The sequence below is a fragment of the Exiguobacterium sp. ZWU0009 genome, from assembly GCF_000798935.2.
Lineage (GTDB): Bacteria > Bacillota > Bacilli > Exiguobacteriales > Exiguobacteriaceae > Exiguobacterium_A > Exiguobacterium_A acetylicum.
In genome coordinates this window covers 1,175,397-1,201,255 of record NZ_CP018057.1, presented here as the reverse complement: position 1 = coordinate 1,201,255, position 25,859 = coordinate 1,175,397, and the positions used below count along the sequence as shown (strand labels likewise).

27 protein-coding genes are annotated in these 25,859 nt (G+C 47.3%); 11 read left to right on the top strand and 16 right to left on the bottom strand.

All coding sequences use genetic code 11. The features are described from left to right. Positions 1-18: 18 nt before the first annotated feature. Positions 19-1,203, bottom strand: a complete 1,185-nt coding sequence (locus L985_RS06120) for an RNA-splicing ligase RtcB (RefSeq protein ID WP_047391220.1) — start codon at positions 1,201-1,203, stop codon at positions 19-21. A 40-nt stretch (positions 1,204-1,243) separates the two neighbouring features. Continuing rightward, positions 1,244-2,065, bottom strand: coding sequence for a LysR family transcriptional regulator (locus L985_RS06115; RefSeq protein WP_047391216.1), 822 nt, complete (start codon positions 2,063-2,065; stop codon positions 1,244-1,246). Between the two features lie 107 nt (positions 2,066-2,172). Here L985_RS06115 and L985_RS06110 point away from each other — a divergent pair, with 107 nt between their 5' ends. Then, positions 2,173-3,411, top strand: a complete 1,239-nt coding sequence (locus L985_RS06110) for a purine/pyrimidine permease (RefSeq protein ID WP_047391213.1) — start codon at positions 2,173-2,175, stop codon at positions 3,409-3,411. Between the two features lie 164 nt (positions 3,412-3,575). Here the strand turns inward: L985_RS06110 and L985_RS06105 are convergent, their stop codons facing one another. From L985_RS06105 to L985_RS06095, 3 genes are all read right to left on the bottom strand, one after another. Further along, positions 3,576-4,664: an MBL fold metallo-hydrolase gene (locus L985_RS06105; RefSeq protein WP_029341269.1), complete on the bottom strand. Its 1,089-nt coding sequence runs from the start codon at positions 4,662-4,664 to the stop codon at positions 3,576-3,578. A 122-nt stretch (positions 4,665-4,786) separates the two neighbouring features. Next, positions 4,787-5,260 (bottom strand): YflT domain-containing protein, encoded by a 474-nt coding sequence (locus L985_RS06100; protein WP_047391209.1) that lies wholly within the window; start codon positions 5,258-5,260, stop codon positions 4,787-4,789. Between the two features lie 125 nt (positions 5,261-5,385). Then, a complete protein-coding gene (locus L985_RS06095; protein ID WP_029341267.1) occupies positions 5,386-6,966 on the bottom strand; it encodes a peptide chain release factor 3 in 1,581 nt (526 codons plus the stop codon). A gap of 402 nt (positions 6,967-7,368) precedes the next feature. Between L985_RS06095 and L985_RS06090 the strand changes: the two genes are divergently transcribed. Beyond that, on the top strand, positions 7,369-8,613 hold the full coding sequence (locus L985_RS06090) for an MDR family MFS transporter (RefSeq protein ID WP_029341266.1): 1,245 nt from the start codon (positions 7,369-7,371) through the stop codon (positions 8,611-8,613). A gap of 62 nt (positions 8,614-8,675) precedes the next feature. Here the strand turns inward: L985_RS06090 and L985_RS06085 are convergent, their stop codons facing one another. After that, entirely contained in the window at positions 8,676-9,473 is a 798-nt protein-coding gene (locus L985_RS06085; protein ID WP_029341265.1) for a hypothetical protein, read from the bottom strand. 146 nt (positions 9,474-9,619) lie between these two features. On the opposite strand from L985_RS06085, the gene L985_RS06080 reads away from it, so the two are divergent. The 3 genes from L985_RS06080 (at position 9,620) to L985_RS06070 (ending at position 12,491) form a co-directional block, all read left to right on the top strand. After that, the gene (locus L985_RS06080) at positions 9,620-10,054 is read left to right on the top strand and encodes an RrF2 family transcriptional regulator (protein ID WP_235609863.1); all 435 of its coding nucleotides are present in this window, start codon (positions 9,620-9,622) and stop codon (positions 10,052-10,054) included. Between the two features lie 92 nt (positions 10,055-10,146). Beyond that, positions 10,147-11,160 (top strand): hypothetical protein, encoded by a 1,014-nt coding sequence (locus L985_RS06075; protein ID WP_029341263.1) that lies wholly within the window; start codon positions 10,147-10,149, stop codon positions 11,158-11,160. A gap of 26 nt (positions 11,161-11,186) precedes the next feature. Then, a complete protein-coding gene (locus L985_RS06070) occupies positions 11,187-12,491 on the top strand; it encodes an LD-carboxypeptidase (protein ID WP_081834688.1) in 1,305 nt (434 codons plus the stop codon). A 43-nt stretch (positions 12,492-12,534) separates the two neighbouring features. Here the strand turns inward: L985_RS06070 and L985_RS06065 are convergent, their stop codons facing one another. Continuing rightward, a complete protein-coding gene (locus L985_RS06065; protein WP_023467783.1) occupies positions 12,535-12,858 on the bottom strand; it encodes a hypothetical protein in 324 nt (107 codons plus the stop codon). A gap of 91 nt (positions 12,859-12,949) precedes the next feature. Between L985_RS06065 and L985_RS06060 the strand changes: the two genes are divergently transcribed. Further along, entirely contained in the window at positions 12,950-13,375 is a 426-nt protein-coding gene (locus tag L985_RS06060) for a DUF2621 family protein (protein WP_029341260.1), read from the top strand. 42 nt (positions 13,376-13,417) lie between these two features. Here L985_RS06060 and L985_RS06055 read toward each other — a convergent pair whose 3' ends face one another. Next, positions 13,418-13,897, bottom strand: a complete 480-nt coding sequence (locus L985_RS06055) for a CcdC family protein (RefSeq protein ID WP_029341259.1) — start codon at positions 13,895-13,897, stop codon at positions 13,418-13,420. Positions 13,898-13,913: 16 nt separating this feature from the next. Further along, positions 13,914-14,612 (bottom strand): cytochrome c biogenesis CcdA family protein, encoded by a 699-nt coding sequence (locus L985_RS06050; protein WP_023467780.1) that lies wholly within the window; start codon positions 14,610-14,612, stop codon positions 13,914-13,916. Between the two features lie 221 nt (positions 14,613-14,833). Between L985_RS06050 and L985_RS06045 the strand changes: the two genes are divergently transcribed. From L985_RS06045 to L985_RS06035, 3 genes are all read left to right on the top strand, one after another. After that, positions 14,834-15,028, top strand: coding sequence for an aspartyl-phosphate phosphatase Spo0E family protein (locus L985_RS06045; RefSeq protein ID WP_029341257.1), 195 nt, complete (start codon positions 14,834-14,836; stop codon positions 15,026-15,028). A gap of 196 nt (positions 15,029-15,224) precedes the next feature. Further along, complete coding sequence (locus tag L985_RS06040; RefSeq protein WP_047391203.1) at positions 15,225-15,521, top strand: hypothetical protein; 297 nt, start codon at positions 15,225-15,227, stop codon at positions 15,519-15,521. Positions 15,522-15,825: 304 nt separating this feature from the next. Next, complete coding sequence (locus L985_RS06035) at positions 15,826-16,722, top strand: SH3 domain-containing protein (protein WP_029341255.1); 897 nt, start codon at positions 15,826-15,828, stop codon at positions 16,720-16,722. Between the two features lie 71 nt (positions 16,723-16,793). Here L985_RS06035 and L985_RS06030 read toward each other — a convergent pair whose 3' ends face one another. The 7 genes from L985_RS06030 to yneA form a co-directional block, all read right to left on the bottom strand. Continuing rightward, positions 16,794-18,557, bottom strand: a complete 1,764-nt coding sequence (locus tag L985_RS06030) for an ABC transporter ATP-binding protein (RefSeq protein ID WP_047391199.1) — start codon at positions 18,555-18,557, stop codon at positions 16,794-16,796. Further along, on the bottom strand, positions 18,554-20,305 hold the full coding sequence (locus tag L985_RS06025) for an ABC transporter transmembrane domain-containing protein (protein WP_029341253.1): 1,752 nt from the start codon (positions 20,303-20,305) through the stop codon (positions 18,554-18,556). Before L985_RS06025 ends, L985_RS06030 begins: the two co-directional genes overlap by 4 nt. Before the next feature lie 120 nt (positions 20,306-20,425). Next, the gene (locus L985_RS06020) at positions 20,426-20,656 is read right to left on the bottom strand and encodes a YneF family protein (protein WP_012370001.1); all 231 of its coding nucleotides are present in this window, start codon (positions 20,654-20,656) and stop codon (positions 20,426-20,428) included. A gap of 124 nt (positions 20,657-20,780) precedes the next feature. Next, positions 20,781-22,751, bottom strand: coding sequence for a transketolase (tkt, locus tag L985_RS06015; RefSeq protein WP_231925712.1), 1,971 nt, complete (start codon positions 22,749-22,751; stop codon positions 20,781-20,783). A gap of 272 nt (positions 22,752-23,023) precedes the next feature. Next, complete coding sequence (locus L985_RS06010; RefSeq protein WP_035398122.1) at positions 23,024-23,260, bottom strand: DUF896 domain-containing protein; 237 nt, start codon at positions 23,258-23,260, stop codon at positions 23,024-23,026. A gap of 113 nt (positions 23,261-23,373) precedes the next feature. Further along, positions 23,374-24,027 (bottom strand): YneB family resolvase-like protein, encoded by a 654-nt coding sequence (locus L985_RS06005; RefSeq protein ID WP_047391188.1) that lies wholly within the window; start codon positions 24,025-24,027, stop codon positions 23,374-23,376. A gap of 45 nt (positions 24,028-24,072) precedes the next feature. Beyond that, on the bottom strand, positions 24,073-24,360 hold the full coding sequence (yneA, locus tag L985_RS06000; RefSeq protein WP_023467771.1) for a cell division suppressor protein YneA: 288 nt from the start codon (positions 24,358-24,360) through the stop codon (positions 24,073-24,075). A 211-nt stretch (positions 24,361-24,571) separates the two neighbouring features. Here yneA and lexA point away from each other — a divergent pair, with 211 nt between their 5' ends. Both lexA and L985_RS05990 read left to right on the top strand, forming a co-directional pair. Then, the gene (gene lexA / locus L985_RS05995; protein ID WP_023467770.1) at positions 24,572-25,186 is read left to right on the top strand and encodes a transcriptional repressor LexA; all 615 of its coding nucleotides are present in this window, start codon (positions 24,572-24,574) and stop codon (positions 25,184-25,186) included. Between the two features lie 31 nt (positions 25,187-25,217). Continuing rightward, positions 25,218-25,688, top strand: a complete 471-nt coding sequence (locus L985_RS05990) for a metal-binding protein (RefSeq protein WP_047391185.1) — start codon at positions 25,218-25,220, stop codon at positions 25,686-25,688. The last annotated feature ends 171 nt before the right edge of the window (positions 25,689-25,859 follow it).

The following is a 25,859-nucleotide window of genomic DNA, read 5'->3' as shown; positions in this document are numbered from 1 at the left end:
TTGAAAGTATCTTACACATCATTTTGCCTTAAAGTTGTACAGCGGTTTAATGATCTCAACGACATCGACTGTTTCTTTTGTGTTTCGGATGATTTCGTCCATCGGTTTGTAGACGAACGGTGATTCGTCACGCGTCGATGCGACGACAGAACTTGACCAGACATCGGTCATCGTCTTTTCAAATGCATCCAGTTCAACTGTTTTGAATGCTTTTGATCGTGACATGATACGTCCTGCTCCATGTGGTGCGGAATAGTTCCAATCGGGATTTCCTTTTCCGACGACGATCAAAGAGCCGTCACGCATGTTCATCGGAATGATTGCCTGCTCACCCGCTTTCGCAGAGATGGCACCTTTTCGTAGAATCATCGCGTCAAGATCGATGTAGTTGTGGATCGTATCGAACTGATCCGCAACCGTCCACCCCATCGCTTCAAAAATAACTTGAGTCATCGCCTGACGGTTCAGCGCGGCGTAGCGTTGCGCAATCTTGAGATCATGCAGGTAGCGCTCCATCGCTTCTCCGGAAACAGATGCTAAGTCTTTGTTAAACATAGAGCGTGTTGCTTTCAATTGCTGTAAAGTCGCTTGAATCTCCGACTCACGCCCCGCTTGCTTTAATTCCCCGATGACTTGATTCGCATCAAATTGGAAGCGTGCCGTTTCCGCTTCTGCCTGATAATGTTCAGCGATCGTTTTCCCAAGATTTCGGCTTCCGGAATGAATCACAAGATAAAGCTCGCCTGCTGCGTCCTGGTTCAGTTCGATGAAGTGATTTCCTCCACCGAGCGTACCGATCGATAATCGTGCCCGTGTCTCGTTGAACGGTGCAAGCACTTGATCAAATGGTACCTGTTCTGATAATGGATGGGCTTTTTGACGTACCGACATGCCACTTGGAACGAGACGCTGGATCGTTGCGTCAAGCTCTGCAAAGTCGATTGGTCCCTTTTCAGCGAGTCGTGTACACAACATCCCACAACCAATATCGACTCCGACGAGATTCGGTACGACCTCGTCCGTCACATGCATCGTCGTTCCGATGACAGATCCTTTTCCAGCATGGCAATCCGGCATGATTCGAACGCGACTACCTGTCGCAAATTGTTCCTCTAGCATGGCTGTGACTTGCTTAATCGTCAGGTCGTCGACGTTATCCGTGAAAATCTTTGCTTCCCCATACGTGCCTTGAATTGTTTTCATACGATCGTTCCTTTCCATCCTATCTATCCTATCCATTTGGTTATTCTGCTGTTTCTTGTATGATTTCAATGAATTGTTTTGTCAGTGTCGTCGGTCCGGCCTCCGTCAACCAGACGAAGGCTGTCGTACTCGCGGCACCTGGTAGGTATGTCTGGTGCAGTCCTGTCATATCCAGTTCCCGCAACGTACTTTCCGGCAAAACAGTCACCGCCTGTCCACTACGGACGAGTCCGATTAGCGTCAAGACATCAGAACATGTTTCTTGCGATACGACACCGAGTCGTTGACTTAACGTCTGAAAGACACCCAGTCCTTCTTGACTCGGAATGATGAGATCCGCAGTCGGGTGATCGGGGTGCCAGACTTGATGAAACGGTTCTTCCTCCATCCATTCAATCGAGATCCCTTGCGCATCAATCGGCAGACGGACGAACGCTGCGTCAAGCGACCGCTCTTTCAACCGTTCGATGAGCGCACTCGATTCTCCTTGGTGGACTTGTAAGATAATGCCAGGATGTCGTCGTTTCATCTGTTCGATCCATTCGACGAGCCGACTGGCAGATAACGTGTTGACACCAATCCGCAAGATCCCCGTTCGACCGGCTTCGATGTCGCTCACTTCCATTCGCGTCTCCTGCTCGAACTGCAACAACGAAACCGCTCGTTCATATAAGCGGTTGCCGCTTGGGGTAATCCTGATCCCACGTCCTGCCCGCTCGATCAGACGAACTCCGAGTTCTTCTTCCATCCGCCGGATTTGCTGGGTTAAGGCAGGTTGTGCCATCCGTAAGCGCTCTGCCGCCCGCGTAACGGATTGTTCCTCGACGACCGCACAAAAATAACGATACTGACGTAAATCCACATTCATCATCTCTTTCATATGTTTTCATGTATAAAGATATATGAATCATAACATCAATCATATGCTATGATGCAGGAATATCTGAAGTTAAAGAAAGGAGCTTTTTCATGAAACAAACGACTTCTACCTTCCAGTGGATCGTCTTTTTACTCGCGAACACGATTGCCTTACCAATCGTCGTCGCCAGTCTGTTCGACCTCTCCTCAGTCGAGACAGCTGCCCTTGTCCAACGGTCATTCTTTGTAGGCGGGATTGCCTGTTTCCTACATGGCGCTTTCGGCCACCGGCTTCCGATCGTATCGGGACCTGCCGGATCATGGGTCAGTATTTTCGTCGTCATCGCCGCCTTACCGGTCGATTCAAAAACAGCCTTTACGATTGCGATGGCAGCTGTCGTCATTGCTGGTGTTGTCCTCATCATCCTTGGTTTGACAGGATGGACGAAATACTTATTACCTGTTTTCACACCGCTCGTCAGCGGAACATTTTTGCTCTTATTATGTATTCAATTAACAGGTGTCATGCTCGGTGCCGTCCTCGCTGTTGAAGCAACACGTCTCGCCGGGATTATCACATTCTTGCTCGTGCTCGGACTCAGTCAATTCGGTCCGAGTCGCTTACGCCCGTTTGCCTTGATGATCGGGATCATCGTTGGTTGGCTCGTCAGCCGTCCGTCACTTCCTACGTCGTCAAGTTTGTTTGCACCACCGCAAGCGTTACCGTTCGGATGGCCGCAGTTTGACGGCAGTGCATTCCTTGTCGCGATTCCGTTCGCGATCTTGCTCGTCGTCAATTTGATCGCCGCTTTAAGTGCCGTCGAAGCGACGCTTCAAAAACAAGGTCGTCTGCACCAAGGATTATCAATCGAAGGCGTCATTCATTTACTCGCTGCTACATTCTCGACGCTTGTGCCGGTGCCGTTACCCATCACGAGTGGTTTCATCGCGCAAACCAGTAGCCGGAAACGTCGCCCGTTCTTGATCGCCTCACTCGTCATCGCGTTGATCGGGTTCTTCCCAAGCTTGATCGGGATCATCGCGACATTACCGCGTAGCGTTGCGAGTGCCGCGTTGCTTGCGACATTGCCGCACATGTTTCTGATTGCCTGGCAGTCAGCGGAAAGTAACATGGAGAACAGCCGTCGCCGCCATGCGTTTGCGATCAGTGCCGTCATCGGCATCAGTATCTTGTTGCAATCGACCGTCATCGCGGAAGTCCTGCCTTTGACGCTTCGCCCGTTCCTCAGTAACGGATTACTTGTCGGAACGATGCTTGTGCTCGGTTTCGAAATCATCGAAAAAGTTCGCTCTCGTCGCGCGAAACAAGCGGATCGATTGGCGAGCTAAATTGTATTGTACGACCGGACGATGTCATCATCCTCGCTTTCCTGTAAGAGTCAAGGATGAACATCTCGTCTGTTTATTCACCTAAAAAAGTAGCCTTTTCGATGTGATTCGAAAAGGCTACTTTTTTCTCATTTCATTCAATTAAAATCAAAAAGCTATCTTACTCAACGCACTTCCCGCCACCATTTTCGTGTAGTACTCTCGGGTGTCACACTTTCCCCGATCATTGGTGTCAGAACCGAAATCTCGTCACGTTTCGCTTCCTTGAGCAACCGTTCGACCGGTTCGAACCAGGCATGAAACGCGAGGATGAAGGCAGACCAGTGAATCGGCATCAGGACACGACCTTTTACATCTCGATGAGCTTGAACTGTTTGTTCCGGTAACATATGCGAATTGGACCACCGGACATCGTACTGCCCACATTCCATCATCGTCAGGTCAAACGGACCATATTGTTCGCCGATTGCTTTGAAGTGTGGACCATATCCACTATCGCCACTAAAGAAGACCTTTTGCGAGCCTTCGATGACCCATGACGCCCATAGCGTTGAAAATTGATCAAGACCATTTCGCCCTGAATAATGGCGCGACGGAGCCGCTGTCAGTTTGATGCCACCGACTTGTGTCGATTCATGCCAGTCGAGTTCCGTGATTCGCTCAGCTGAGACGCCCCATCCACGGAGACGACTCCCGACACCGAGCGGCACGATGAAGCGACCGACTCGATTTTTCAAGGCGAGGACGGATGGATAATCGAGATGATCATAATGATCATGCGAATAGACGACGACATCAATCAACGGTAAACGTTCGAGATCAACCGTCTGCGTCGTTTGAAAACGTCCTCCACCCAGTTTTGGGAACGGTGATGGTGCGCGCCCGAGCATCGGGTCAAAGAAAATCGTTTGTCCATCGAGTTCGATTAAAAATGCCGAATGTCCGAACCATGTGACGCGTGGTGCTTCACTATCGTCTTGACGTCGCTGATACGGAAGCGTCGGTAACGCTTTGACAGGACGCAGATTTGGAATGTTTCGTCCGTAATCCTTTAAAATGCTTTTCATCGAGTCCCATTCCATCTTCAACTGAAAATCCATCTCATTTTTGAACTTCCCGTCGACAAAACGGTCTGATCGTTCGAAACTTCGCCGTTCTGCACGGCTTGGTCGTTTCCCGAACACCGGGTATCGGTTGATGAACCAAGCGCTCGCAAGACCAATTCCTGCTAAAGCTGTCACTATTTTTTTCATGTCTTATCACCTCTTCGATGCTCTCAGTATAGCACCTCGATTCCTCAGACATCTCGCTTTGCGACTCCGGACGCGAGAAAAAAAGTGAAGATCACCGTTATCGGCGCCTTCACTTCTAGGTATTAGTCGAGATCGTCTGCTTTCCATTTCGCCCGGTCGCTCTTCTCACCGTCTTCACGGTGATTGCTCTCGTAGGTATTGTTCCCCGGATTTTCGACCTTGTTATCATCGTGCCGATGGTCGTGGTCATGGTGATGATGGTGCTCATGGTCATGATGGTGATCGTGGTCATGAGCATGGTCGTGATCTCGATCCTTGACGAACAATGCAAGACCGCCGCGCTCGACTTCCGCGTAATGCCGTTCTGCCTCATCATCTGAATGTCCGACACGTTTTAACGTCTCGCGGAGCGGTGGTTCTTTAGAAAACGTTGATTTAACTTGATCAATCCAACTCGCACCTGATGCTTCGTCTGCCGCGTCATCCCGACCCACGACAGAAAAATCTGAATCGTGATGTCCTTGTTGTTTCAATTCCTCGATTTTTCGTTCCAGACTCGATTGATCCTGATAGATCCCAACAAACCGTTTCGCCATAACATGACACCGTCCTTTTTCATATGAATTCAAACACGCTCTATTTTTACCCTTGTTCGATTGTCATCAAACGAGATTTCAGGAACGAAAAAACGGACCACTTCGAAAAGTAGTCCGTAAAAACATTAGAGTTGTTGCGGTGAATCGACCAATGTGATCGTCCCTTCGTTTTTCTGAACGAATCGCTCGTAAACGAAATCGTTCGCAAACAGCAATACAGCATTTTCCCAGCGGTCGTAGACGAGTACCGTCCGTGAATCCGTCAATTGTTTGACAGCAGCGACTTCTGCCGGCTTGATCCACTTCGCGACTTGGAAGTTCGCAGCATCCTTCAAGATGTCAACGCCATACTCACCTTTGAGCCGGTGCTCGAAGACTTCGAATTGGAGTTGTCCGATCGCTCCAAGAATGATTTCGTTGTATTCCGTCTTGTAGACTTGGATCGCTCCTTCTTGCGCGAGCTGCTCGACACCTTTTTGGAACTGTTTCGACTTCAAGGCGTTTTTCGTATAGACCTTCAAGAAGAGTTCCGGTGCGAACGTTGGGAGTGCTTCATATTGGAGTGATGGATCACCATTCGTGATCGTATCGCCGATTTGATAGTTGCCTGAATCGTATAGCCCGATGACGTCTCCCGCGAACGCTTCGTTAACCGTTTCACGCTCATCTGCCATGAATTGTGTCGATTGCGACAACTTCATCTTTTTCCCTGTCCGTGTCAGGACGACGTCCATTCCACGATCAAACTTACCCGTACAAATACGGACGAACGCGATCCGGTCACGGTGGTTCGGGTTCATGTTTGCTTGAATCTTGAAGACGAAACCACTGAAGAAGTCTTGCGCCGGTTCGACCTTCCCTTTGTTCGACTCACGTGGTGTCGGTGAAGGAGACAGGTTCAAGTAATGCTCGAGGAGCGGTGTGACACCGAAATCAACGAGTGCTGATCCGAAGAAGACCGGAGTCAATTCGCCTTTTGCAATCAATTCTTCATTGTATTCGTTACCTGCGCCGTCGAGTAAGTCAACTTCATCCATCAACGTCTCGTACATTTCCGAGTTGATCGTCGTCGCGAGTTCTTCGTTCGCGAGACCTTCCTCACCGAGTTCGATCGACTTACGATCGTTCTTGAAACAATGGAATTGTCCTTTGACACGGTCGTAAACCCCTTCGAACTGTTGCCCTGAACCAGCTGGCCACGTCACAGCAACAGACGGAATGCCGAGTACTTCTTCAAGTTCTTCCATCAATTCGAGTGGATCACGTGCTTGACGGTCCATCTTGTTGATGAACGTAAAGATTGGAATCCCGCGCATCCGACAAACTTGGAAGAGTTTCTTCGTTTGCGACTCGATCCCTTTCGCTGCATCGATGACCATGATTGCTGAGTCAACAGCTGTCAGGATCCGATACGTATCTTCACCGAAGTCCGAGTGACCTGGTGTATCCATGATGGAAACGATTTTTTTATCGTATTCGAATTGCATGACCGAAGACGTAACAGAGATGCCTCGTTGTTTTTCGATTTCCATCCAGTCCGATTTCGCGAATTTCGAGTTTTTCCGTGCCTTGACAGAACCTGCTTCACGGATTGCCCCTCCGTGTAGGAGGAATTTTTCAGTTAATGTCGTCTTACCCGCATCCGGGTGGGAAATGATGCCGAAAATCCGACGCTTTTCGACTTCCGTTTGTAGAATGTTTGTCATGTATGGTAGTTCCTTTCACCGATATATTCAAAAGTCCGATCAATCTTTTTCGCAACTAGTCTATCATACCGAATTTTCAAGGTCTCGTCCATTTCACTTCATTGACTTAATTTTCAGATTTAAAGTTGACAATTCCTCTACTTCTTCTTTACGATGACTAGGAAGTTCACTATTACAGAAGGAGGAGACGTACAATGGTATTCTATCAAGCTCGGACATCTGTCCACACTGTCTTTGTATTGGCTACAACTGTACGTCACCCAATCGTTTAATTTTTAATTAAGCAGGGTGTGCGTATGCGTATACGTACATGCTGCCCTCTTATATTAGGACGGGTATGCCCATATTTGTGCGTATCCGTCTTTTCTATTGTCTAAAAACGGAATATAAGGGGTTTTCACTATGTTTAACGCACTCAAACAGCTTGATCGTAACATCTGGATCCGGTTCGTCGGGGAAACGATCACGGGAATCATGATGTTCATGATTGCACCATTTTTAGTTCTGTATTATGCGGATCGTCTCGATTCCTACTTTTTGGTCGGTGTCATCATGGCGACCGGACCGATCATGTCACTCGTCGGCGCCGTCCTCGGTGGTCATTTCGCTGATAAATTCGGTCGAAAACCACTGATGGTCCTCTCGATCATCGGGGATGTCATTGCGCTAATCGGCTTCTCGTTCGCCGATTCATTCGGACCGCTTCTCGCTTTGAACGCGCTGCTCGGTTTATCCAGTTCACTGTTCCATCCGGCTGCAAGCGCAATGGTCGCTGACGTCACGCCACCAGAACGCCTGAACGAATCGTTCGGTCTATTGCGGATGGGGCATAACGTCGGGGCAGCATTCGGTCCACTGCTCGGAAGTGCCGTCTTGTTCGTCGACCGTTCACTCATCTTCTACTCTGCCGCTTTCGTCTTTTTCCTGTACGGACTCGTTCTCTACTTCTTCATCGAAGAAACGAAACCGGAGTATATTGAAAAGACAGACGAAGTCAAAGTGTCCCCACTCACCGTGTTACGGAAGGACCATGTCTTTTTAATCTTCATCGGTGCGGGTGTCTTCATCTCGATGGGATTTGCCCTCGTTGAGAGCATGTTACCGGTCTTCTTGAAGGAGGCACTACCGGGCTTGCCGACGAAACAAAATCCTTTCCCTTATTTGATGGCATTAAACGGAATCATGGTCGTCTTATTCCAATTCCCGATCGCCGCTCGTTTGTCAGGTAAAGCATTCGGAAAAGTCATGTTGCTCGGGGCATCGATTTTCGGCATCGGTATGATTTTCCTCGCGTTCGTGCCGTCCTACCTGTTCTCACTCGGAACAGACTATGTCGTGCTCGTAACGGTATTGCTTGCGATTTATGCGTTCTATACGCTTGGTGAGATGATTATGTCCCCTGTCCAGATGACGTTCATCGCTTTGATTGCACCAGAACATCTTCGCGGAACGTATAACGGTGCTGCGAGTCTTCAGTGGTTAATTGGCGGCGTTACCGCACCGCTTCTCGGATCTTTGTTCCTTGATTCCGGAAAAGGTGACTTTGCCTTAGCATTCATCGGATTACTCTGTTGCGTCTCGGGTGGAGTCTATCTCGCACTCGACCGGTCGATTCAACGTGCGAAGCGTTTAACGAAATCAGCTTAAAGCTAAAAAAGCGATGTGTCATGCTCCGACTTCAGTCAGAGCGTTACACGTCGCTTTTTTCATTAAGAGGGTAATTGATTTGCCGCTACGAACGGACCAAACAGGACCGGTAACGGATCAAGTCGTTGCTGGATTTCTTCAATGAAATTTGTCGATCCACTGACGAAGACGATCGGATCATTTGCTGTGATCATCGTCAGGAACTCATGCATCTGCTGTTCCCATCCTTCTTGACGAATGTGGTGGACGACCATCCCTTTCGTCGTCAAAGAGAGGACATTCGCTAACATGCGTTCCGCCAGTTCCTCAGCCGATACATGTAATAAAGTCGTTTTGCGACCGCTCAGGAGCGCATGCCGGGCTTCATCGATGACGGACCCGAGGTGATGGTCTTCAGCAATTAATAAAATATCTTGTTGACGCCAGTTTTCAGCATGGCGGTATTTACAAAAATGCCGGCACGTATCGACGAGTTGATGATGGACGATACTCCATGCTTGAAGCAACGGTGCATCTTCTTCAAGTGCATATTCGATCTGGATGGCTTTTAGAATTTCATGACTGATGATGTCCGGGTATGTCAGCAGAAACGATTTCGTCTGATTGATTTCGTTCAATAAAATCAATTTAAACAGTTCACTCGATTCATGTTGGTTAGTAATCTGATTCAATAATTGACTCAGGCGTAAAATCCGTAATGCGCGAGTTCCATCCTGAGCCCCCGCTTCTCGAAGCGCGCGCAATTCTTCTTCATACGTCGCCTCGAGCGAGTCATAGAAGCGCGTCGCGATCCGCAATCCCTTTTGCTCCATCGATGGACCGAGCTGTTGCAAAAGGTGTAATGCCTGATCGAAATGCATAATTTAACCTACCTTTCACCGTCCATTATGCGATAATCGCCTCATAAAAACAATCTGTAAAATGCATCTTATTTTTTGCACATTGAGAGTTGATAATGCTTGCGTCGCCCCCTAGTATGTGTGTTAAGTAGGTGATGAAAATGCGCATGACACGTTATACGGATTACGCGATTCGGTCCCTGCTGTTCGCAGCAGCTCACCCCGATCGTTTAGTCCGAATCCAGGAAGTAGCGGATTGTTACGACATTTCTAAGAATCATTTAATGAAAGTAGTCTATCGTTTAGGACAGAGTGGTCTGATTGATTCTGTCCGTGGTCGTGGAGGTGGTTTCCGCTTAGCAGGCCCTCCGGATGCAATTCATATCGGTGACGTCGTACAACTGTTTGAACCAACCGTTCATTTTCTCGATCCGCAAGAAGGCATTCACGAGGTCCCTTCGCTCAATCCGGCACGTGATGCCTTCGATGATGCCATTGCGGCGTTCCATCAAGTACTCAATAGTTACACAGTACATGATTTGCTACATCCGACAGCTGATACTCATCCACAAATACTTGAAATGATTCCGAACCGCGATTGAGCCGGTTCGGAATCTTTTTTTATTCCATCCTCGCTCAATTGCGATTTCTCAAAACGCTCGTGGTATACTTATATAAGAAAGGAGGGGTACAGATGAACCCTCAAGAAGAACTCCATCTCTTATATCTTCGCTTAAAGGAAGAAGAACCCTCCGTTGCACGCGGTGAGGCCTTATGGGCCATCTTTGAGGAAACAGCTGATGATTCACTCCGCTTCCTCTCCTTATGGGCATTTTCACAAAATCAATTTGATTTAGGACACTTCCGATCGTTTCTCGTGTCCTTCACGCTCTTGATGGAATGGATCCGAAAAGATGAGATGACACTGACTCCAAAACAAGAACTTGATTTGTACTGGAACTACAAGTCCTATTTGATCTATATGGCAGAACAAGAAGACGTGACGGTCTCGCTTCTCGAAGAAGATCTTGATCGCTTCATCGACTTCTGTGACGCGCATGGCTTTATTCGGACACGTGACTATATCAGCTTCATGGTCTACAGCAAACTCGGTGACGAGGAACAAGCCGATCACTATTTATCAGAATGGATCGACGCGCCAAGCGACGAACTCAGTGATTGCCCATCTTGTGAAGCATTCAGCCGAATGACGTATGCGATTGAACGTGGCTTCGAAGATCGTGCCTTGCTACTTTATGCAGCACTGCGGCATGAACGCGGTTGCTCGCGGATGCCGGATCAGGCTCATCCATACATCCTACCGTTGTTCCTCAGTCGCAAAAAAGAACGCTTCGATTGGAGCGAACGCTTGATCGAAGAAGTCAAACGGAGTGAAACCCTCTTTACAGGCGGTGACGAGCCGTATCACCTGTATGCGAAGATGTATTATGATACGAACTATACTTGGTCGATGGAAGAGAAAAAACAATTGATTCCATTCTTGACTGATCGTGGATATCTTCAGTTCCTACTCGCTCACTATGCATTTGCTCATCGGCAATCTCTTGGTGAGGAAGCGTCGTATCTCGCAGCGCTGCGCACGAATCTGTATGAGATCGCACAATCCCTCGATCGCCGGATCGAAGGTGTCTTCTACTTGAACCTCGTCGAACGTGAATTGAAACGAATCACCCAGTTCGTTGCCTGAATCTCATTCGTAAAGGAAGTGTCTTCATGTTAGATCATGTCCAGCTCGCTATGCCGAAAAACGAAGAAGATCGCGCCCGTGCATTTTATGCCGGGCTTTTACATATGAAGGAAGTCGAAAAACCCGCTGGTGTTCAAGCTAGTGGTGGTGTTTGGTTCGAAGATCATGGTGTAGCACTTCATCTCGGAATCGAGGATCCATTCGTTCCTGCTAAAAAAGCGCACCCTGGATTAACCGTCGCTGCGTTCGAAGCGTTGAGCGATGCTCTTCAAGCTGCCGGTTATCCGGTTGAGCATGACACCCGCCTTGCGCCACGTCGTCGTTTCTTCACAGCTGATCCCTTCGGTAACCGGTTAGAAATCATCGCCGCCCACCTGCCAACGTTAACGCCGAAAAAATTAACGGATGGTTCACATGTTCGTTTAATCGCGCCCGCTTCTAGCCTCTCGACGGTCGAGATGAAGATCATCGATGGTGCGATCCAGACGCTCGAATCACTCGGGTTACGTGTCTCGATCAGTCAACATGCACGTGCCATCAATCCGTTCGGTTCCAGTGATCCTGAGTTACGCGTCGCAGACCTTCATGCTGCATTCGCTGATCCAAACGTCGATGCGATTCTGTGCGTTCGTGGTGGGTTCAGTACAAATGAACTTGTCGACTTACTCGACTACGAATTGATTCGGACACATCCGAAGATTCTTTGTGGCTTCTCCGATATCACAGCACTCAGTCATGCTATTCTAACGAATACCGGATTAATCACTTACTCCGGACCGATGTTACGGGCTTTCCGGGATCGTGATGCCTATACGATCGATTACTTCAAGCAAGTATTGTTTGGAACAGAACCCGTTACGATTAAGCCCTCTGTCCATTGGCGGGATTCTGATCGTGGACACGTCATCACGTTACCGAATAAAGGTCCACTTCTCTTATCGCCGGGACAAGCGAGCGGTCGACTGATTGGTGGAAACCTTTGTACGTTGAACCTTCTGCAAGGCACACCGCACTTCCCTGATTTACGGGATGCGATCTTATTCCTTGAAGACGATTACGAAGTCCATCCAGCGACGTTTGCCCGTGATTTCGCCTCGTTGATGGCGCAACCAGGTGCGGAGACGGTTCGCGGGATCGTCTTCGGGCGCTTCCAACTCGCAACGAAGATGACGGAAGAGCATCTGCGATATCTGATTTCGCTCTATCCATTCCTAGAGCACGTACCAGTGCTTGCGAATGTCGACTTCGGACATACGAGTCCTTTATTCACGTTCCCGATCGGTGGTCAGGTGGAACTGCATGACGAGGTCATCCGACTTCATATTTCCTGAATAATAAAAGAAGGAGACGCGGCAATCCGCATCTCCTTCTTTTTTAATAGTCGAGCAATCTCGAAGCGTCGATTTGACGTTTCGACCCATCCGCGAACATCTCAAGTGTTGCGAAAATCTGGTCATTTGCCCATTCATAGTGAAGTAACGTGAAGTCTTCGAGTGTCGAGACCGTCTTGAACGTTTTCCCGACCGTAAACGCACGCTTCCGGCTCGCATCTTCTGCCGGAACGGTGACGAAGATGACCGTGATCTCTTCGCCCTTCGTATCATAATAGAATTCAACGATCCGACCGTCCGCTGTTTCAGGTAAGACACCTTTACGGGGCTGTCCGGTCTCGTCCAATTGTACGTATGGTTGCAGCATTCTTTCGCCTCACTTTCTCCGTCATTCATCATAGCACGTCCACCTGATTTATGCTAATCTATATTTGATGTGAAAGGGGGATGAGTCGCGCATGGAATGGTTCATGAACGGGATTCTGCTCTGGGGCTTTATCATGATTACACTCATGGCAATTGGCGGGTTTTTCATGTTCCGGAAGTTCCTCAAAAAGTTACCGAAAGAAGACGGTAAATCGATGATGGACTGGGAAGATGAATACATCGACCAGACACGACATCTTTGGACGGATGAGACGATGGAATTGTTGAACGCTCTCGTCATGCCGGTTCCATCGGCATTTCGCGATGTCGCACGCCGCAAGATTGCCGGGCGGATCGGACAGTTCGCACTTGAGGAACAAGCGACAGAGATGACATCTGAACTGGTTGTCAAAGGATATATTTCCGCTACGCCAAAACGCGATCATAAATTCTTGAAAAAAGCACTGACGGAGCACGCCATCGACTGGCGAGACTACGCATTATACTTCCAAAATTGAAGGATGCACGAAAAACCGCCGAAGTCGCCTTCAGCGGTTTTTTTAGTGAGGTAAGTGCGCGACCGGCACGGTGCCCGACTTGACTCGTTTGTATTTCAAATACATCGCGAAGCGCCAAGGGACGATCATTCCAAAAGCGACGAGATAAAAAATGCCGCCCGTTTCGAAAATATCAATCTGCCCGCCGATGAAGAACTTCGCAACCGTCCGAATGAATAAGATACCGAATAAGACGATGAAAAAAGCTTTCGAACGTTGCAAATAAATCTGCCCTTCTGCTTCATAAAAATTGGATGTCTTGATCAAAAAGATGCTGAAGATGGCTCCAATGAGCAATGCTTCCGCCACTTCCGTCCATGTCAGACGGGATGCCGGGTATAAAAACTGTAGCATCCCCGTCGACATCGCAAAGGGCGGGATCAAGATTTTTTTAGCATTCGTCGGTTTTGCTGATGCCTTCACACGAATGAAGCTGATCAGCAATCCCATGACGAGCGCTACCCCAGTTGATATCCAAATCATCCGATCACTTCCTTGATTAAAATCCAGTGAATCCGACGATGTCACTCATCCATGCTGCGAATTTACTCAAGCCATCAAAATACAGCATGACTCCGAAGACCATCATCAAGGCTCCCCCGAATTTCGTTAATTTCAGACTATACTGCACGAACAAGCGCGAACGACCGACGAAGAACGCCATCAATAAGAACGGAATCGAGAAGCCAAGGACATACGCGAGCATGTAGAACATGCCTTGACTCGGATTGGTCGCAGCTAATCCGATGACGCCTGCGAGAATCGGACCTGTACACGGTGTCCAACCGGCTGCAAAACCGATTCCGACGAGTACCGTCCCGACGTACCCCCCTTTTCGTTCCCCGAGATTCAGTTTCTTTTCACGCATCAAGAATGTTGGTTGCCATAATCCGACGAGAACAATCCCGAAGACGAAGATGACGAGTGCCCCAACCATCCGTAACGTATCCCGATATGTGATAAAGACATCTGCGAATAACGATGTCGATAACCCGAGCACAACGAATACCATCGCAAAACCAACGAGGAACGCTAACGTATGAAACAAGGATCGCTTTTCTCGTACGCCCCGTTCTTTTAAATCCGTTACCGACACGCCTGTGATGTATGAGAGAAACACAGGATACAGTGGTAGCGTACACGGAGAGACGAAAGATAATAATCCTGCTCCAAACGCTAACCATAACGAGAGCTCCATCATGAGCATCCCCTTTCCTTACTACTATAGAAGAAGTTCCTCCTCTATTTTGCCAAACTCCTCTGCATTTAGCACCTATTATCTCACAGAAAGTTGCAAAAGATTCGTGTCCGCCAAAATTACAAAAAAATTACATTTCATCGATTTTACTGAAATCTCGTTGCACCTAGTAAATGGACTTGCTAGAATATGGATACGACACCAATGTAAGGGAGAATGCTATGACGACACAACAACTATTGACGTTAGCGATCGAAGCCAAACGTAGCGAACTATATCATCAAGCTGACCAGTCCAGCTTTACCTCCCCGCGTGTTCTACAACTTAGTCATGAACTCGATGTCTTGCTTTTAGAATATTCACGCATCGTCCAAAACTATACCATTCACGGTTCGAATGAACCGCTTTTATCTTAATGCACGATCTGGTCAGCATTCGAGTGCGAATGCTGACTTTTTTATGGTTTCTTATTTCTGATGGAGGTGCTTTATGTCCGCTCTTACATTCATTGCTAGTTCTCGTCTCCTCTATATGCCTGACGATCTCCCCCAATTATACGTACATGAAGTCGAAGCGATTGAATACGTATCATTGAAGCGAGGAAGGTTCACAATGCCTTACCTGTACACGATCGAAGGTGCTGATCAGTGGGAGTTCATGATTTACTTACAGCGTTATATGGAAGAAGGAGATGTCCTCGAGTTGCTTTATATTGAAAATCAAAATGACAGCATGCATGACCATCTACCATCCGTCCCCTTACTAGAGCCGATTGAAATCAATATTCGACAGCGAACGTACCAAACGATTCACGGCACGTTTCAGCTTTCCGCTAACGATTGGATGCAGGAATTGTTCCATCGTTCTTACCTGACAGCGTTCGGCGTGACGACGATCGTCAAGTATTGATCTGCGTATCCTCCATTTCACTTTTTCATCACTAGACGATAGAAGGATGACATAGTTTCTATTTTTAAGACTTTTTTCTGTTGAATTGTGCGAATCTTTCAGCAAAAGTAATCCAAAAGACCTATAAACATCCGTTTTTCATAATCAGTATGTCCTACCGATGACAAAAACCGACCTTTTGCAATCTCGTTGTCACAATAGCCCGGTTTGTAACTCGAATGACATTGACCTGTAAACGCACAGGTCAGTTTTGCCGTGTAAAGTAGGAACAGTAAACACAGCATATGTCAGGAGGACATCAATAATGAAAAAAGCAGTTTTCGCTGCCGGTCTTGCAGCAACAGCTCTATCAGTAGGATTTGCCCAAGAGACAGAGGCTGCCTCAGAAACGGTAACAGTAAATACACCAGTACTCAACGTACGCACAGCACCTACAACTGCATCAGCAGACGTAGGCAATGTATATAAAGGTCAAACATTAAATGTCGAAGGACGTTCTGGCGCATGGATCCAAACACACATTAACGGTCAAAAACGTTATGTTCATGGCGCGTATACGTCTGCAGCAGGCTCATTCGACTTTAAAAAAGCGACAGTTACTACGGCAGTACTAAACGTCCGCACACAACCAACGACAAGCTCGAAAGATGTCGGTAACCTCTACAAAGGCGAAAAAGTCAACGTAGAAGGTAAAGTCGGTGCATGGATCAAAACAACAATCGATGGTAAAACACGCTACGTACACAGCGATTACACTTCACTCGCTGGCGTATCGAAAGCACCAGCAGCACAAGCACAACCAGCTGCTAAACCAGCTGCGAAGCCAGCACCAAAAGCAGCTGCTAAACCAGCAACTGCAACAAAACAATCGACACCTGCAAAATCAGGTACGAAAGTGACAATGAACGTCACTGCTTACACGAACGACCCGTCTAACAACGGTAGCCAACTCTACAACGGTCGTGCGTTGACAGCAAGCGGTTATGACGTTACAAATACGATCACGTACAATGGTATGCGTATCGTAGCAGCTTCTTCACAATACCCAATCGGTACACGTATGCACATCGAAGGCATTGGTGAAGCAATCGTACTCGACCGTGGTGGCGCAATCCAAGGTAACAAACTTGACCTTCTCGTTGGTTCACAACAAGAAGCACTCAACTGGGGACGCCAAAACGTCACAGTCACAGTCTACTAATCAAAACAAACAACCTGCCGGGCGAGATCGCCTGGCAGGCTTTTTTTATGTCTATTTTTTATGTCTATTTTTTAAGAAACCGTGACATGACCGGATTGCAACTGGTACATCTTTTTATACAGACCATCTTGCGCAATCAATTCTTGGTGATTGCCTTGCTCGATCACTTCTCCTTGATGCAATACAAGAATCAAATCGGCATCTTGAATCGTTGATAGACGGTGAGCAATGGCAATCGTCGTCCGTCCTTGACGCATCCGTTCAAGTGCAACTTGAACTTTTTCTTCCGTCTCCGTATCAATCGAACTCGTCGCTTCGTCGAGAATCAGGATTTTCGGATCTCGCGCCATCGTGCGTGCGAAGGAGATCAACTGACGTTCCCCAGCTGAGAACGTCGCCCCCCGTTCCGCAACGGGACTGTCATATTGCTGGTCGAGTTGATTGATGAATCCGTCGGCTTGTACGAATTTAGCAGCCGCTTCGACACGATCAAAGGAAATCGAACTATCGAATAATCGAATGTTATCAGCGACCGTTCCCGTGAACAAGAATGAATCTTGCAACACGAGTCCGACGTGCTGTCGTAGTTCTTCTTCCGATAACTGCTCGAGCGGTTGACCATCGATCAAGATCCGACCCGATTGGTACGCGTAAAAACGCATCAAGATGTTAATGATCGAACTTTTCCCACTTCCCGTATGACCAACGAGCGCGATCGTCTGTCCTTTTTTCGCCTCGAACGAAATCCCTTTTAAGACGTCTTTTTCTCCGTCATAGCTAAAGCGAACGTTTTCAAAGACGATATGTCCTTCCGATACGCGTGCCTCCCCTTCGAGCTGTTTCGTTGGTTCTGGCTCATCCGTATCGAGGACCTTGAATACACGGTCTGCTGAGACGACAGCTTGTTGGAACTCGGACAACCGTTGCATGATTTGCTGTACCGGTTGGAAAATCCGCTCCATGTAGCTGATGAAGGCATAGACGACACCGACTTGGACCGTTTGCGAGAACGATAGGACACCGAAATACGTCACGAGTGTCGCAATTGAAATGGCGAGTAACAATTCAATGATTGGTCGCAGCAACCAACTATCGAGCTTCAAATTCTTATAACGTCCATTCTGGTGGGCGACGTTCGTCTCCTCGAACTCTGCCATCAAGCGTTTTTCTTGGCGGAATTGTTGAATGATTGCCATCCCGTTGATGGATTCGTTCAGTTGGGCATTGATTTTCGACAATAAATCGCGGACTTCCGCGTAATACTTCGTCGAATACTTCCGGTAAATCCAAATGATGAAATAAAACAGCGGTAACAATAGTAACGCAATCGTCGCGAGTCGAGGCTCTAGTAGATAAAGGAAGATATATGTTCCAATCAACTGAACGCCGCTTTGCACGAATGTCGACAGGACACCGATGTAGAGCTCCTTGATCGCTTCCGTATCGTTCGTGATCCGGGACACGAGCACTCCGGCAGGCGTCCGGTCAAAATAGGCAAGCCGTAAGTGCATGACATGCCGGAACACATCAATGCGTAAGCGTTGAATGACTTGCAAGGCAATCTTTTGGAATTCGAACGCCTGTAAGTAATCGACGATAATCCCTGTCGTATGCAGTAACAAGTACGCTGTAAACAAGAGTGCGACTTCCTGTACCGGATACGTACCCGGTGCGACGTATTCATCAATGAAAATCTTGACGAGATACGGTCCTCCGAGTTTTGCTGCTGTCGTGATGAACAGGAGAACGAAGGCGATACTGACTTGCTTCTTGAACGGTTTGACGAAATCAAGCAATCGCTTCAGGACGGCTTTTTCATTGATATCATGATTCATTCGGAACGCCCTCCTTGTTCGACGAGTGATTCTAGTTGCTGGCGATCGTACGTCTCTTTATACCAACCGTCATGAGCGAGTAATTGCTCATGTGTGCCTCGTTCGATGATTCGACCGTCTTCAAGGACGATGATCTCATCGGTATGCGACACAGCCGACAGGCGATGGGCAACGATGATTTGTGCCTGATCGTGATCCGCCGTGCGGAAGTGATGGATGATCGCTTCCTCGGTTTTAGCATCGACCGCAGACAAGGCATCATCGAGCACTAAAATCGGACAGTCTGCTAATAATGCCCGGGCAATCGAGATCCGTTGTTTTTGACCGCCGGATAACGTCACCCCACGCTCCCCGACCATCGTCGCGTACCCTTCCTTAAACCCGAGAATATCATCATGGACTGCTGCAATACGTGCCGCTTCCATGATGTCTTCCATTGATGCATCCGGTTTTGCAAAGGCAATATTGTCGGCAATCGACGCGGAGAATAAGAAATGATCCTGTGGAACAATCGCTACTTGACGACGGACGGTGTCACGTGTCAATTGTTTGATGTCTCGTCCACCAATCGTGATGGCGCCTTGTTTGACGTCGTATTCGCGAGACAATAAGCGAACGAACGTCGATTTCCCGGCACCCGTCTTCCCGACGATGCCGAGCGATTTACCGGGCTCCAACGTCACATCGATGTCTTGTAAGACCGGTTGCGTATCATAGATGAAACGCTCAATCCCAACGTGGAGTTCTGGTGAGGAAACACTCGTTGCTGCTTCCTTCGCGTCTTTAATTTCCGGTTCGATCGCAAGCATCCGCTCGATCCGATCGTAAGAAGCACGACCCCGTTCGACGATGTTGAACAACCAACCGAAGGCGAGCATCGGCCATGTCAATAAACCAAGATATGTAGTGAATGAGACAATGTCACCGATTCGGATTTCACCTTGTTGTAATAAGTAAGCACCATATCCGACAGCGATGATGTACGATAGACCGACTAATCCAAAAATCGTCGGGTCAAATAAAGCATCGATTTTTGCGACACGACGGTTCTTTTGGACGACATCATCCGATAGATCCGTAAACGTCTGTACATCAGACTCGACTTCTCCTGTTGCCTTTAAAACACGGACACCACTAATGCTTTCCGCGACCTTATCGTTCAAATCGGAGAAGGCTTCCTGTGCGTCATGAAAACGCGAATGCAACATCTTACCGTAACGTGATGTCAAATAGACCATCAGCGGCATCGGTAGGAGTGATACGAGCGTCAACTTCCAACTGATCGTCGTGACCATCGTGATAATGACAAAGCTCCCCATCGTCACCGAGTCGACGAGTGTTAGAATACCGGCACCCGCTGTCATCGATACCGCTTGTACGTCGTTTGTCGCATGCGCCATCAAATCCCCGCTCCGGTATTTCTTATAGAACGATTGATCTAAGTCTGAAAAATGCCCATACAGTTGGCTGCGTAATAATCGACCGAGACGAATCGATGCCCCAAAGATATAAAAACGCCAAAAATAACGAATGATGTACGTCGCGACCCCGATGAGCAACAATGTACCTGCGAGACGAATCAAATCATCTTTCGTCAAGCTTCCCTCACTCAGACCGTTGACTGTCGTCCCGATGATCTTCGGTGGAATGAGTTCTAACGCTGCCACAAAAATCAAACTGACGACCCCAAGACTATACGCTTTCCATTCTCGTCGGAAAAACCAACCGAGTTTCCTGAAGACTCCCATTCAAGTCTCCCCCCTTTTTTAAATCCTATGATTATTTGAAATAGTCTCACATTTTAGATTAGTTCTCTTTCTAAAAAATAGCAAACAAAAAGGAGACCATTCGGTCCCCTTTCGTACAGCTTATTTTTTAGGTGATTTCATTGAACCACTCATTGAACGCATCACTTGGTTGACTTTCTTTTGTGATGGCTTTTGACCCATTTGCATCATCAATGTCTTAATCATATCTTCGTTGATTGGTGGGTTTTGCTCCAAGTAGTTCATCATGTATCGACGAGCGATATAGAAACCAAGGGCGACACCTGCTACCAAGCAAAGAAGGGCAATTAAAATCCAAATCCATGTAGCCAAGTTGCTTCCTCCTCTAACTTAAAACGTCGCTTTTTACTATACTATAATTCCAATTGTTTGCATAGATGATAATAGATGAAAAACGAGCCCGACGTAAGATCGGACCCGTTTTCTCCGGAAGTGATTATCCGAGTTGCTTGACTGTTGCTAATACGTTTTCAACAGACATGCCGTATTCTTTCAAGAGGAAGTCCCCAGGAGCAGATGCGCCGAAACGATCGATTCCGATGACTTGTCCTTCTGTTCCTACATATTTGTACCAACCGAGTGAAGCGCCTGCTTCGATTGCGACACGCTTCGTGATGTGTTTTGGAAGAACTGATTCTTTGTACTCTGCTGACTGTGCTTCGAATACTTCCCATGATGGAAGAGAAACGACAGCTGCTGACTCACCAAGTTCTTTTTGTGCTTCGACAAGAAGGTGAACTTCTGAACCTGTACCGAGCAAGAGTGTATCAGCTTTCGTCACATCACCAGCGATGACATAACCACCTTTTTCAGCGCCCTCTGTCGTCGTACCTTCAAGTTCAGGAAGACCTTGACGTGTCAAGACGAGAAGTGTCGGTTTGTCTTTCGCTTGAACCGCTGTTTTCCATGCTGCGATCGTCTCTTTTCCGTCTGCAGGACGGTAAATCGTGACGTTCGGCATTGCACGGAAACTCATCAAGTGTTCGACTGGCTCGTGTGTTGGACCATCTTCACCAACAGCAATCGAATCGTGCGTCAAGACGAAGATTGATGGAAGTCCCATTAACGCAGCAAGACGAACCGCTGGACGGAGGTAATCCGAGAAGACGAAGAATGTCGCGCCGTAAGGAATGACGCCGCCGTGAAGTGCCATACCGTTGACAGCCGCAGCCATTGCGAATTCACGTACACCGAACCAGATGTTACGACCGCTTGGTTCGATATCGAAATCTGCTTCGCCTTTGAGCATCGTGTTATTCGATCCTGCAAGGTCAGCTGAACCACCGAACAATGTCGGAACGTTCTTCGCAAGACCATTCAAGACTTCACCGCTCGTTTGGCGTGTCGCTTTTTTCGATGACAAGTCGTACGTCGGAAGATCTGCTTCCCAGTTGCTTGGCAATTCGTTTGCGATCGCGCGAACGAGTTCAGCATGCAATTCTGGATGAGCTGCTTCGTATTGTTTCATCGTCTCGTTCCATGCGTCTTCTGCAGAAGCACCACGTTGGACGATCCGCTCGTCAAACAATGACTTAACTTCTTCAGGCACGTAGAACTCTTCGTGATCCCAAATGTAGCTTGCTTTCGTTAATTTGATTTCCGCTTCACCGAGTGGTGCACCGTGAGAAGCCGATTTACCTGATTTGTTCGGTGAACCGAAACCGATGACTGTCTTGACTTCGATCAATGTTGGTTTTGTCGTCTCTGCTTGTGCCGCCGCGATTGCTTTCGAAATCGAATCGATATCCGTTCCGTCTTCTACGCGAATGACTTGCCAGTTGTACGCTTCGAAGCGCTTCTGGACGTTTTCAGAGAATGATTTATCGAGATCGCCATCAAGTGAGATATCGTTTGAATCATACAATACGACCAATTTACCAAGACCAAGGTGACCTGCGAGTGAAGCCGCTTCAGCTGAGACACCTTCCATCAAGTCTCCGTCTCCACAGATTCCGTATGTGAAGTGATCGACGACGTTGAGATCGTCACGGTTGTATTTTGCTTCAAGATGACGCTCTGCCATCGCCATACCAACTGCCATTGCAATCCCTTGACCAAGTGGACCTGTCGTTGCGTCTACACCAGCCGTGTGACGGTATTCCGGGTGACCTGGTGTTTTTGATCCCCATTGACGGAATGATTTAAGATCATCCATTGATAGATCATATCCCGATAGGTGGAGGAGTGAGTAGAGAAGCATCGAACCGTGTCCGGCTGAAAGTACAAAACGGTCGCGGTTGAACCATTCTGGATTTTTAGGATTGTGGTTCATATGATCCGCCCAAAGCGAGAATGCCATCGGCGCTGCTCCCATTGGCATACCTGGGTGACCCGAGTTCGCCTTTTGTACGGCATCAATCGATAAGGTACGAATCGTATTAATTGCTAATTGTTCTACTGTCGTCATGTTCGTCAAAACAATCATCCTCTCTCTTTTTCACAAATTCCTACTCATTTTAGCACACTCTCAAATGTGATACAACTTTTCTAAATAGTATGTCACATTAAAATGAATGCGCTATCTATAGCCGTTCTTCCGACTCATACAGGATGTATGAATCGATGAAAGATCTCTATTAAGATGTATTGCTATCGTACAATGTTTCCTATCTAACCAATCTAACAAAAAAGAGATCCACCGATTGGGGACCTCTTCCTTACTATAGAAGAAATAAACGATTATTGTTTATTCCGTTCTTCTTCTTGTGCTTGTTTCAATTTCTCTGGTGTTACGTCCGTTCCTTCTTCATCGACGATTTTCATGCCCATGAGTTGGTTTTTGAACGATCCACGGAATGCTGCGAGATACGCTGCACGTAACTCTTTTTGCTCTGCCGTTTCGGCTTCTGATAACGGCTCGACTTTTGATTTATTCGCTAATGCATTGATTCGATCTAATTGTTCTTGTGATAACATGGAATCCCTCTTTCTGTACGACTCAAACTTGAGTTGTTCAATTGTATCCTTACTTTAAAAGAGGCTATAAAAAAAAGCAAGTTAACCGCGTCAGTCGACGGGTAACTTGCTCTTCATTCCGGGCTAGGTGTCAGTTCGCGGTATTCAAGATATCGACGATTGACCGTTGCTTTTGAAATATCATGTCCCATCCCACGCAAGGTGATGGCGATATCTGAAAACGTCAGTCCGAGCTCTCGAAGACGTACGATTTCTTCGATCGGTACGTCCTTTCGACTACGCCCAGAGTTCTCTCCTTGGCGATTCAGATTTCGTTCCGGGCGAAAGCCTTGTTCAACAGCTCGCCGCATGCCGCGCGCAATTTTTGCGTTATGCAGTTTCCGTTGATATTCTTCCACCAGTGAGACAATCTCAAGGACCATTGCTTCTGCATCCGCAAGCTGGTATTCTCCATCGGAATCAAGTGTCATCAACCGAACACCGTGCTTCTTAAACGTGTGCAAAATAGCGATTTTCGCATTCCCCCGACCAATTCGTGTGTCATCTGTCACGAGTACCGCATCTACCGCATCACGTGTCACATGGTCAAGAACCGTCAGCATTCCTTCCCGATCAACGTCATATCCACTCTCTTTTTCAGAGACGATGTCTATGACATCAAAACCCTTTTGAGACGCGACCTTGGAAAGCTCCATCCGTTGGCGTTCAATCGAACTATCTTGTGCTTCTTTTTCGGTCGACACCCGACAATAAATCACGACCTTCATCGTACCTCACATCCCTGTTCGTTCTTTCACAACTTTTCCATTTTGTCATTGTTGTGCGATTGGTACAACGATTTTGCTTTTTGAGATGACGTGTTTTGTCTCGACATCATTATTTTTGATCAACCAGTTGACGTATTCTTCATCTGACATCGAACCATCATTGTAGACTTCAGCAATTTGTTCGACTGTAGCGTTCTCATCGACCGTAACGGAAGCGGTCATCAGTTGCGCTACCTTTTCATCCGGGCGTGGTGTGAGTAAAAAGATCACGAAGGCAATACTTAATGCATAGAAGAGAATTGAAAAAGCATGAGTACGAATCGTATGAATCATCATGAATCCCTCCAAATATGAAATGAATGATTTAGAATAAATGTTCGCGGAACAATTGTTCGCATAACTCATAATAAACACAGAACCCGTGTTCGGTCAACACAAAATGTCGAACAATTGTTTGTACGCTCATTTGTTCTATGTTATAGTGAATCTAGAAACATATATTCTTACATTTCAAACTTCAATCCAGAAAGAGGTGGCAATTCGTATGCGGAAAATGTCTAAGCGCCAACAAGAGATTCTCGACTACATCGTCTCTGAAGTGAAACTGAAGGGGTATCCACCATCAGTTCGTGAAATCGGAGAAGCAGTCGGACTCGCGTCTAGCTCGACGGTACACGGTCATTTGGATCGACTCGAGAAACGGGGAATGATTCGCCGTGACCCGACGAAACCACGTGCGATTGAGATATTGCTTGATAAGCCTGAAGAAATCACGGAAGCCATCGTCCATGTTCCCGTCATCGGGAAAGTCACAGCGGGTCTTCCGATTACAGCGATTGAAAACATCGAAGAACAGTTCCCACTCCCTGCACATTATGTAGGAAACGAAACGGTCTTCATGTTAACGATCGATGGTGAATCGATGATTAACGCAGGTATTCTTGACGGCGATCGTGTCATCGTGCGCCAACAAAACACAGCAGAAAACGGAGAAATCGTCGTAGCTATGACCGAAGATAGCGAAGCGACGGTGAAACGGTTCTTCTTAGAAGATCAACAGGTACGTCTACAACCAGAAAATGACTCGATGGATCCGATGTATTTCGATAATGTCTCCATTCTTGGTAAGGTAATCGGCGTGTATCGGACGATTCATTGACGGAGGGACCAGTTACGACTGGTCTTTTTTCATGCCTTCAGGAAATGTACATGATACCGTCAATACCGTCGCACTGACGGGTTACGTTGCGTATTCGGTCGCAACGCAACAAACCGATTGGTTACCGACCGCCATTGGCATCGCTGTTGGTACTCTTTGGTTGTCACCCGACCTCGATTTAAAGTCAGAACCGTATTATCGCTTTGGACCATTTCGAGTCTTGTGGATGCCGTATGTCAAGATCATGCCTCACCGATCGATCTGGTCACATGGACTGATCATCGGAGACATCATCCGGCTTCTTTACAGTGCTGCGATTCTGATTCCGCTACTATTTTTAAGTCTATATTTTCAGGTTCTTGATTCTGCTACGATTGATTCGTGGTTCGCTTCCTTGCCTGCATTCGTCGTCGGTATCATGGTGGCAAGTACGATTCATATCCTACTAGATTATTCCAGCAGTTGGTTTCGACCTAAAAAAAGAAAAAAACGTCGTCGGTAACACCTCTTTTGCTTGCTTGCAAGCAGAATGAGGTGTTTTCTTATCCACTTTTTCGTATCTTTAAACATCAAAATAAAAAATTTCCATTCCTATATTTCAATTATATGTATTGAAAACGTTCTCAATTCGGAGTAATTTAAAGTAGAAAGGCCATTATCTGCTTTAATCCAA

Bases quoted from the DNA above. Each gene is read 5' to 3' on its own strand.
- L985_RS06120 (WP_047391220.1), bottom strand. From the start codon at position 1,203: ATGAAAACAATTCAAGGCACGTATGGGGAAGCAAAGATTTTCACGGAT.
- L985_RS06110 (WP_047391213.1), top strand. From the start codon at position 2,173: ATGAAACAAACGACTTCTACCTTCCAGTGGATCGTCTTTTTACTCGCG.
- L985_RS06105 (WP_029341269.1), bottom strand. From the start codon at position 4,664: ATGAAAAAAATAGTGACAGCTTTAGCAGGAATTGGTCTTGCGAGCGCT.
- L985_RS06100 (WP_047391209.1), bottom strand. From the start codon at position 5,260: ATGGCGAAACGGTTTGTTGGGATCTATCAGGATCAATCGAGTCTGGAA.
- L985_RS06095 (WP_029341267.1), bottom strand. From the start codon at position 6,966: ATGACAAACATTCTACAAACGGAAGTCGAAAAGCGTCGGATTTTCGGC.
- L985_RS06090 (WP_029341266.1), top strand. From the start codon at position 7,369: ATGTTTAACGCACTCAAACAGCTTGATCGTAACATCTGGATCCGGTTC.
- L985_RS06085 (WP_029341265.1), bottom strand. From the start codon at position 9,473: ATGCATTTCGATCAGGCATTACACCTTTTGCAACAGCTCGGTCCATCG.
- L985_RS06080 (WP_235609863.1), top strand. From the start codon at position 9,620: ATGACACGTTATACGGATTACGCGATTCGGTCCCTGCTGTTCGCAGCA.
- L985_RS06075 (WP_029341263.1), top strand. From the start codon at position 10,147: ATGAACCCTCAAGAAGAACTCCATCTCTTATATCTTCGCTTAAAGGAA.
- L985_RS06070 (WP_081834688.1), top strand. From the start codon at position 11,187: ATGTTAGATCATGTCCAGCTCGCTATGCCGAAAAACGAAGAAGATCGC.
- L985_RS06065 (WP_023467783.1), bottom strand. From the start codon at position 12,858: ATGCTGCAACCATACGTACAATTGGACGAGACCGGACAGCCCCGTAAA.
- L985_RS06060 (WP_029341260.1), top strand. From the start codon at position 12,950: ATGGAATGGTTCATGAACGGGATTCTGCTCTGGGGCTTTATCATGATT.
- L985_RS06055 (WP_029341259.1), bottom strand. From the start codon at position 13,897: ATGATTTGGATATCAACTGGGGTAGCGCTCGTCATGGGATTGCTGATC.
- L985_RS06050 (WP_023467780.1), bottom strand. From the start codon at position 14,612: ATGGAGCTCTCGTTATGGTTAGCGTTTGGAGCAGGATTATTATCTTTC.
- L985_RS06045 (WP_029341257.1), top strand. From the start codon at position 14,834: ATGACGACACAACAACTATTGACGTTAGCGATCGAAGCCAAACGTAGC.
- L985_RS06040 (WP_047391203.1), top strand. From the start codon at position 15,225: ATGCCTTACCTGTACACGATCGAAGGTGCTGATCAGTGGGAGTTCATG.
- L985_RS06035 (WP_029341255.1), top strand. From the start codon at position 15,826: ATGAAAAAAGCAGTTTTCGCTGCCGGTCTTGCAGCAACAGCTCTATCA.
- L985_RS06030 (WP_047391199.1), bottom strand. From the start codon at position 18,557: ATGAATCATGATATCAATGAAAAAGCCGTCCTGAAGCGATTGCTTGAT.
- L985_RS06025 (WP_029341253.1), bottom strand. From the start codon at position 20,305: ATGGGAGTCTTCAGGAAACTCGGTTGGTTTTTCCGACGAGAATGGAAA.
- tkt (WP_231925712.1), bottom strand. From the start codon at position 22,751: ATGACGACAGTAGAACAATTAGCAATTAATACGATTCGTACCTTATCG.
- L985_RS06010 (WP_035398122.1), bottom strand. From the start codon at position 23,260: ATGTTATCACAAGAACAATTAGATCGAATCAATGCATTAGCGAATAAA.
- L985_RS06005 (WP_047391188.1), bottom strand. From the start codon at position 24,027: ATGAAGGTCGTGATTTATTGTCGGGTGTCGACCGAAAAAGAAGCACAA.
- yneA (WP_023467771.1), bottom strand. From the start codon at position 24,360: ATGATTCATACGATTCGTACTCATGCTTTTTCAATTCTCTTCTATGCA.
- lexA (WP_023467770.1), top strand. From the start codon at position 24,572: ATGCGGAAAATGTCTAAGCGCCAACAAGAGATTCTCGACTACATCGTC.
- L985_RS05990 (WP_047391185.1), top strand. From the start codon at position 25,218: ATGCCTTCAGGAAATGTACATGATACCGTCAATACCGTCGCACTGACG.